Annotated in this window: 6 protein-coding genes; 2 read left to right on the top strand and 4 right to left on the bottom strand. The window is 68.5% G+C overall.

Annotated features, from left to right (window positions below; genetic code table 11):
• Positions 1-104: 104 nt before the first annotated feature.
• Together AB0958_RS28975 and AB0958_RS28970 are read left to right on the top strand one after the other, a co-directional pair.
• Entirely contained in the window at positions 105-677 is a 573-nt protein-coding gene (locus tag AB0958_RS28975) for a cob(I)yrinic acid a,c-diamide adenosyltransferase (protein ID WP_366893424.1), read from the top strand.
• Between the two features lie 155 nt (positions 678-832).
• Positions 833-2656, top strand: a complete 1824-nt coding sequence (locus AB0958_RS28970) for a glycoside hydrolase family 18 chitinase (RefSeq protein WP_366893423.1) — start codon at positions 833-835, stop codon at positions 2654-2656.
• A 62-nt stretch (positions 2657-2718) separates the two neighbouring features.
• Here AB0958_RS28970 and AB0958_RS28965 read toward each other — a convergent pair whose 3' ends face one another.
• The 4 genes from AB0958_RS28965 to AB0958_RS28950 form a co-directional block, all read right to left on the bottom strand.
• Positions 2719-3165, bottom strand: coding sequence for a DUF2550 domain-containing protein (locus tag AB0958_RS28965; protein ID WP_132888913.1), 447 nt, complete (start codon positions 3163-3165; stop codon positions 2719-2721).
• A gap of 122 nt (positions 3166-3287) precedes the next feature.
• Positions 3288-3662: a F0F1 ATP synthase subunit epsilon gene (locus AB0958_RS28960; RefSeq protein WP_132888912.1), complete on the bottom strand. Its 375-nt coding sequence runs from the start codon at positions 3660-3662 to the stop codon at positions 3288-3290.
• A 111-nt stretch (positions 3663-3773) separates the two neighbouring features.
• A complete protein-coding gene (gene atpD / locus AB0958_RS28955) occupies positions 3774-5210 on the bottom strand; it encodes a F0F1 ATP synthase subunit beta (RefSeq protein WP_358983031.1) in 1437 nt (478 codons plus the stop codon).
• Positions 5211-6131 carry a F0F1 ATP synthase subunit gamma gene (locus AB0958_RS28950; protein WP_132888910.1) on the bottom strand — a complete coding sequence of 307 codons (921 nt, stop codon included), beginning with the start codon at positions 6129-6131 and terminating at the stop codon, positions 5211-5213.
• Positions 6132-6136: the final 5 nt, after the last annotated feature.

The raw sequence follows: 6136 nt of genomic DNA, 5'->3' as shown, positions 1-6136 counted from the left end.
AGGTGGCTCCGCCACATGACCCGCCACCCCGCACGCCGATCGCACGCACCGAACACCGCTCCTTCTCCCACGGAGATCCATCAGAAGGGCCCTAGGCTGGTCACATGGTCAATCTGACGCGCATCTACACCAGGACCGGCGACCAGGGCACCACCGCCCTCGGGGACATGAGCCGGGTCGCCAAGACCGATCTCCGGATCTCGGCCTACGCGGACGCCAACGAGGCGAACGCGGTGATCGGGACGGCGATCGCGCTGGGCGGGCTGGACGAGGAGCTCGTCGCCGTCCTCACCCGGGTGCAGAACGACCTGTTCGACGTGGGCGCCGACCTGTCGACGCCGGTGGTGGAGAACCCGCAGTTCCCGCCGCTGCGGGTGGAGCAGTTCTACGTCGACCGGCTGGAGGCGGACTGCGACCGCTTCAACGAGCGCCTGGAGAAACTGCGCTCCTTCATCCTGCCGGGCGGCACCCCGGGCGCGGCCCTGCTCCACCAGGCCTGCACGGTGGTGCGGCGGGCCGAACGATCGACGTGGGCCGCCCTGGAGGCGCACGGCGAGACGATGAACCCGCTGACGGCGACCTATCTCAACCGGCTGTCGGACCTGCTGTTCATCCTGGCCCGCACGGCCAACAAGGACACCGGTGACGTGCTGTGGGTGCCGGGCGGGGAGCGGTAGTCCCGGCCCCGGCAGGGGAGTTGGGGAGCGACCTCGGTGTCGCGAGGGTGGTCCAGACCTATTGACCGGTGGTCCAGACCTTTCTATTCTCGCGACACCATGGGCATGAAGGCTCAGTCATGCCCACGTCACCCCGACGAAGAGGGAGGCGCAGCATGCGCTTCAGACACAGAGCCGCGGCAGGGTTCGCGACCCTGTTGCTCCCGCTGGCCGGTCTGGTCGGCCTCGCGAGCCCCGCCCAGGCCGCGACGGCCGCGACCGCGACCTTCACCAAGACCTCGGACTGGGGCACCGGCTTCGGCGGCCAGTGGACCGTCAAGAACACCGGCACCGCCGCCATCAGTTCCTGGACCGTCGAATGGGACTTCCCCTCCGGGACCTCGGTGACGTCCGCCTGGGACGCCGACGTCACCTCCTCCGGCACCCACTGGACCGCCAAGAACAAGTCCTACAACGGCACCCTCGCCCCCGGCGCCTCCGTCTCCTTCGGCTTCAACGGGGCCGGCTCCGGATCGCCGAGCAACTGCCTGATCAACGGCGGAAGTTGTGACGGGGGCACCACCACCCCCGGCGACTCGGCCCCGTCCGCGCCCGGCACCCCCACCGCCTCCGGCATCACCGACACCTCGGTGAAGCTGAGCTGGTCCGCGGCCACCGACGACAAGGGCGTCAAGAACTACGACGTGCTGCGCGACGGCAAGGTCGTCGCCACGGTCACCACCACCTCGTACACCGACACGGGTCTCACGGCCGGCACCGACTACTCGTACACCGTCCAGGCCCGGGACACCGCGAACCAGACCGGCCCGGTCAGCGGCGCGGTCGCGGTGCACACCACCGGCGGTACGACCACTCCCCCGACCACCGGTGACAAGGTCAAGCTCGGCTACTTCACCGAGTGGGGCATCTACGGCCGCAACTACAACGTCAAGAACCTGGTGACGTCCGGCTCCGCCGCGAAGATCACGCACATCAACTACGCCTTCGGCAACGTCACCAACGGCCAGTGCGCGATCGGCGACGCCTACGCGGACTACCAGAAGACGTTCACCGCCGACCAGTCGGTCAGCGGCGTCGCCGACACCTGGGACCAGCCGCTGGCCGGCAACTTCAACCAGCTGCGCGAGCTGAAGGCCAAGTACCCGAACCTGAAGATCCTGTGGTCCTTCGGCGGCTGGACCTGGTCCGGCGGCTTCGCGCAGGCGGCGGCCAACCCGACCGCGTTCGCGGACTCCTGTTACAACCTGGTCAAGGACTCCCGCTGGGCCGACGTCTTCGACGGCATCGACATCGACTGGGAGTACCCGAACGCCTGCGGACTGAGCTGCGACACCAGCGGCTCGGCGGCCTTCAGGAACGTGATGGCCGCACTGCGCGCCAGGTTCGGCTCCAGCGCCCTGGTCACCGCGGCCACCACCGCCGACGGCTCGGCCGGCGGCAAGATCGAGGCCGCCGACTACGCGGGCGCCGCACAGTACGTCAACTGGTACAACGTGATGACGTACGACTTCTTCGGTGCCTGGGACGCCTCCGGCCCGACCGCCCCGCACTCCCCGCTCACCTCGTACACCGGCATCCCGAAGGCGGGCTACACCACCGCCGACGCGATGGCCAAGTTCAAGGCGATCGGGGTGCCCGCGAGCAAGCTGCTGATCGGGATCGGGTTCTACGGACGCGGCTGGACCGGTGTCACCCAGGACGCCCCGGGCGGCACGGCCACCGGACCCGCGGCGGGCACCTACGAGCAGGGCATCGAGGACTACAAGGTCCTCAAGACGTCCTGCCCGGCCACCGGCACGATCGCGGGCACGGCGTACGCCCACTGCGGCAGCAACTGGTGGTCGTACGACACCCCGTCGACCATCGCCGGGAAGATGAGCTGGGCGAAGTCCCAGGGCCTCGGCGGCGCGTTCTTCTGGGAGTTCAGCGGCGACACGAGCAACGGCGAACTGGTGAGCGCCATCAGCAACAACCTGTAAGAGCGCCGAGCAACGTTCGCCCTCCTCCGGACACCACTTCGTCTGGGGGAGGGTGAATGTGGCTACGCCACATTGACGCGCTGACCGGGCGGGGCTGCTTCCAGCCACGCGAGGAATCCGGTCAGCGCGTCTTCGCTCATCGCGAGTTCGAGGCGGGTGCCCCGATGGGTACAGGAGAGGATCACGGCGTCGGAGAGCAGCGCCAGTTCCTCCTCGCCCTCGGGAAGCCGGCGGCCGGCCACCTCGATCTGGGCGCGCTCCAGGACCCGGCGGGGGCGGTAGGCGTAGGAGAAGACCCGGTACCACTCGACGCTGTCACCGTTGTAGCGGGCGACGCCGTAGCTCCAGCCCTTGCCGTTGGCGTCGGGTTTCTCGGGGATGTCCCAGCGCAGCGAACAGTCGAAGGTGCCGCCGGAGCGCTGGATCAGTCTGCGGCGCAGACCGAAGAGGAACAGTCCCACCACCACCAGCGCGACCACGATTCCGGCCACAGTCAGAGCGAGGACCATCGGCACCGACCTCCCCGTCTCCTAGGTAATGGAACGTAAAAAGACCCAGATCTACCTCAGCCGCGGCTGGGACCCGAAGGTCCCAGCCGCGGCTGGATGACGTCATTGCACAGCGTGCGGTGTCAGCGTGCCGTCGCCGCCCGCAGGCGGACGTCGGCGCGCCGCTCGGCGGTGGCGTCGCCCTCCGCCTTCGCACGCTCCAGCTCCCGCTCGACGCGCTGGACGTCGATCTCGTCCGACAGCTCGGCGATCTCGGCCAGCAGCGACAGCTTGTTGTCCGCGAACGAGATGAAACCGCCGTGCACCGCGGCGACGACCGTGGTGCCTTCACTCGTACGGATGGTCACCGGGCCCGACTCCAGCACACCGAGCAGCGGCTGGTGACCGGGCATGACGCCGATGTCGCCGGACGTGGTGCGCGCGACGACCAGGGTGGCCTCGCCGGACCAGACCTCTCGGTCGGCCGCGACCAGCGCGACGTGCAGCTCAGCAGCCAAGGTGGCTCCTCGGGTCACCACCCGGCAGGGGGTGCCGGGTGTTGGGGTCAATTCTAGAGGGCGTGAGAGAGGGGGCGGGACGCGCCCGCCCCCTCCGTCAGAGCACGGGGCTCAGGAGACGCCCAGCTCCTTGGCGTTGGCCTTGAGGTCCTCGATGCCACCGCACAGGAAGAACGCCTGCTCCGGGAAGTGGTCGTACTCGCCGTCGATGATCGCGTTGAACGCGGCGATCGACTCGTCCAGCGGGACGTCCGACCCGTCGACGCCGGTGAACTGCTTGGCGACGTGGGTGTTCTGGGACAGGAAGCGCTCCACGCGACGGGCGCGGTGGACGGTGAGCTTGTCCTCCTCGCCCAGCTCGTCGATACCGAGGATCGCGATGATGTCCTGGAGGTCCTTGTACTTCTGGAGGACCGTCTTCACCCGCATGGCGGTGTTGTAGTGGTCCGCCGCGATGTACCGCGGGTCCAGGATCCGGGACGTGGAGTCCAGCGGGTCCACGGCCGGGTAGATGCCCTTCTCCGAGATCGGACGGGAGAGCACCGTCGTCGCGTCGAGGTGGGCGAAGGTGGTGGCCGGGGCCGGGTCGGTCAGGTCGTCCGCGGGGACGTAGATCGCCTGCATCGAGGTGATCGAGTGACCACGGGTCGAGGTGATGCGCTCCTGGAGGAGACCCATCTCGTCGGCCAGGTTCGGCTGGTAGCCCACCGCGGAGGGCATCCGGCCGAGCAGGGTCGAGACCTCGGAACCGGCCTGCGTGAAGCGGAAGATGTTGTCGATGAAGAACAGCACGTCCTGCTTCTGGACGTCACGGAAGTACTCGGCCATGGTGAGGCCGGCCAGCGCGACGCGCAGACGGGTGCCCGGGGGCTCGTCCATCTGGCCGAAGACCAGGGCGGTCTTGTCGATGACGCCCGAGTCGGCCATCTCCTCGATGAGGTCGTTGCCCTCACGGGTGCGCTCGCCGACACCGGCGAACACGGAGACACCGTCGTGGTTGTTGGCGACGCGGTAGATCATCTCCTGGATGAGCACCGTCTTGCCGACACCGGCACCGCCGAACAGACCGATCTTGCCACCCTTGACGTACGGGGTGAGCAGGTCGATGACCTTGACGCCGGTCTCGAACATCTCGGTCTTCGACTCGAGCTCGTCGAAGTTCGGGGCCTTGCGGTGGATGGACCAGCGCTCGCCCGTGTACTGCTCGTCGACGTTCAGCACCTCACCGAGGGTGTTGAACACCTTGCCCTTGGTGAAGTCGCCGACCGGGACGGTGATGCCGTCGCCGGTGTCGGTGACCGGGGCCTGGCGGACCAGGCCGTCGGTGGGCTGCATCGAGATGGTGCGGACCAGGCCGTCACCCAGGTGCTGGGCGACCTCCAGGGTCAGCGTCTTCTTCTCGCCGGCGTTGGCCGGGTCGGCCACCTCGACGTGAAGGGCGTTGTAGATCTCCGGCATCGCGTCGACGGGGAACTCCACGTCGACGACCGGGCCGATGACCCGGGCGACGCGGCCCGTGGCCGTCGCGGTCTCAACAGTGGTGGTCATTTATCGGTCACTCCCCGCGGTCGCGTCGGCCAGGGCGCTGGCGCCTCCGACGATCTCGCTGATTTCCTGGGTGATTTCGGCCTGGCGGGCCGCGTTGGCAAGACGGGAGAGCGTGTTGATCAGCTCGCCCGCGTTGTCGGTGGCCGACTTCATCGCGCGCCGCGTGGCGGCGTGCTTCGAAGCCGCCGACTGGAGCAGCGCGTTGTAGATGCGGCTCTCCACGTAGCGCGGCAGCAGGGCGTCGAGGACGTCCTCCGCCGAGGGCTCGAAGTCGTACAGCGGGAGGATCTCGTCGCCCTTGGCGGCGCCCTCCTCCGCGACCTCTTCGAGGCGCAGCGGCAGCAGCCGGGCGTCGAGCGCCGTCTGCGTCATCATCGACACGAACTCGGTGTAGACGATGTGGAGCTCGTCCACCCCGCCGTCCGCCGTCTCCGTCTCGATGGCCTCGATCAGCGGCGCCGCGACCTTCTTGGCGTCCGCGTACGAGGGCTCGTCGGTGAAGCCCGACCACGACTCCACGACCTTGCGCTCGCGGAAGTTGTAGTGGGCCAGACCGCGGCGGCCGACGATGTAGGTGTCGACCTCCTTGCCCTCGGCCTCGAGACGCGCCGTCAGCTGCTCGGCGGCCTTGATCGCGTTGGAGTTGAAGGCGCCGGCGAGACCGCGGTCGCTCGTCAGGAGCAGCACCGCGGAACGCGTCGGCGTCTCCGCCTCGGTGGTCAGCGGGTGCTTGGTGTTCGACCCGGTACCGACCGCCGTGACCGCGCGGGTGAGCTCGGTCGCGTACGGCGCGGAGGCCCGCACCTTGCGCTGCGCCTTGACGACACGCGAGGCGGCGATCATCTCCATCGCCTTGGTGATCTTCTTGGTCGCGGTGACGGATCGGATGCGACGCTTGTAGACCCGGAGCTGAGCTCCCATGAGTC

Source organism: Streptomyces sp. NPDC006655, from assembly GCF_040703965.1.
In the GTDB taxonomy this organism is placed as follows: domain Bacteria; phylum Actinomycetota; class Actinomycetes; order Streptomycetales; family Streptomycetaceae; genus Streptomyces.
Note: the sequence above shows the minus strand (reverse complement) of the source record. Positions and strands in the feature narration are given on the sequence as shown.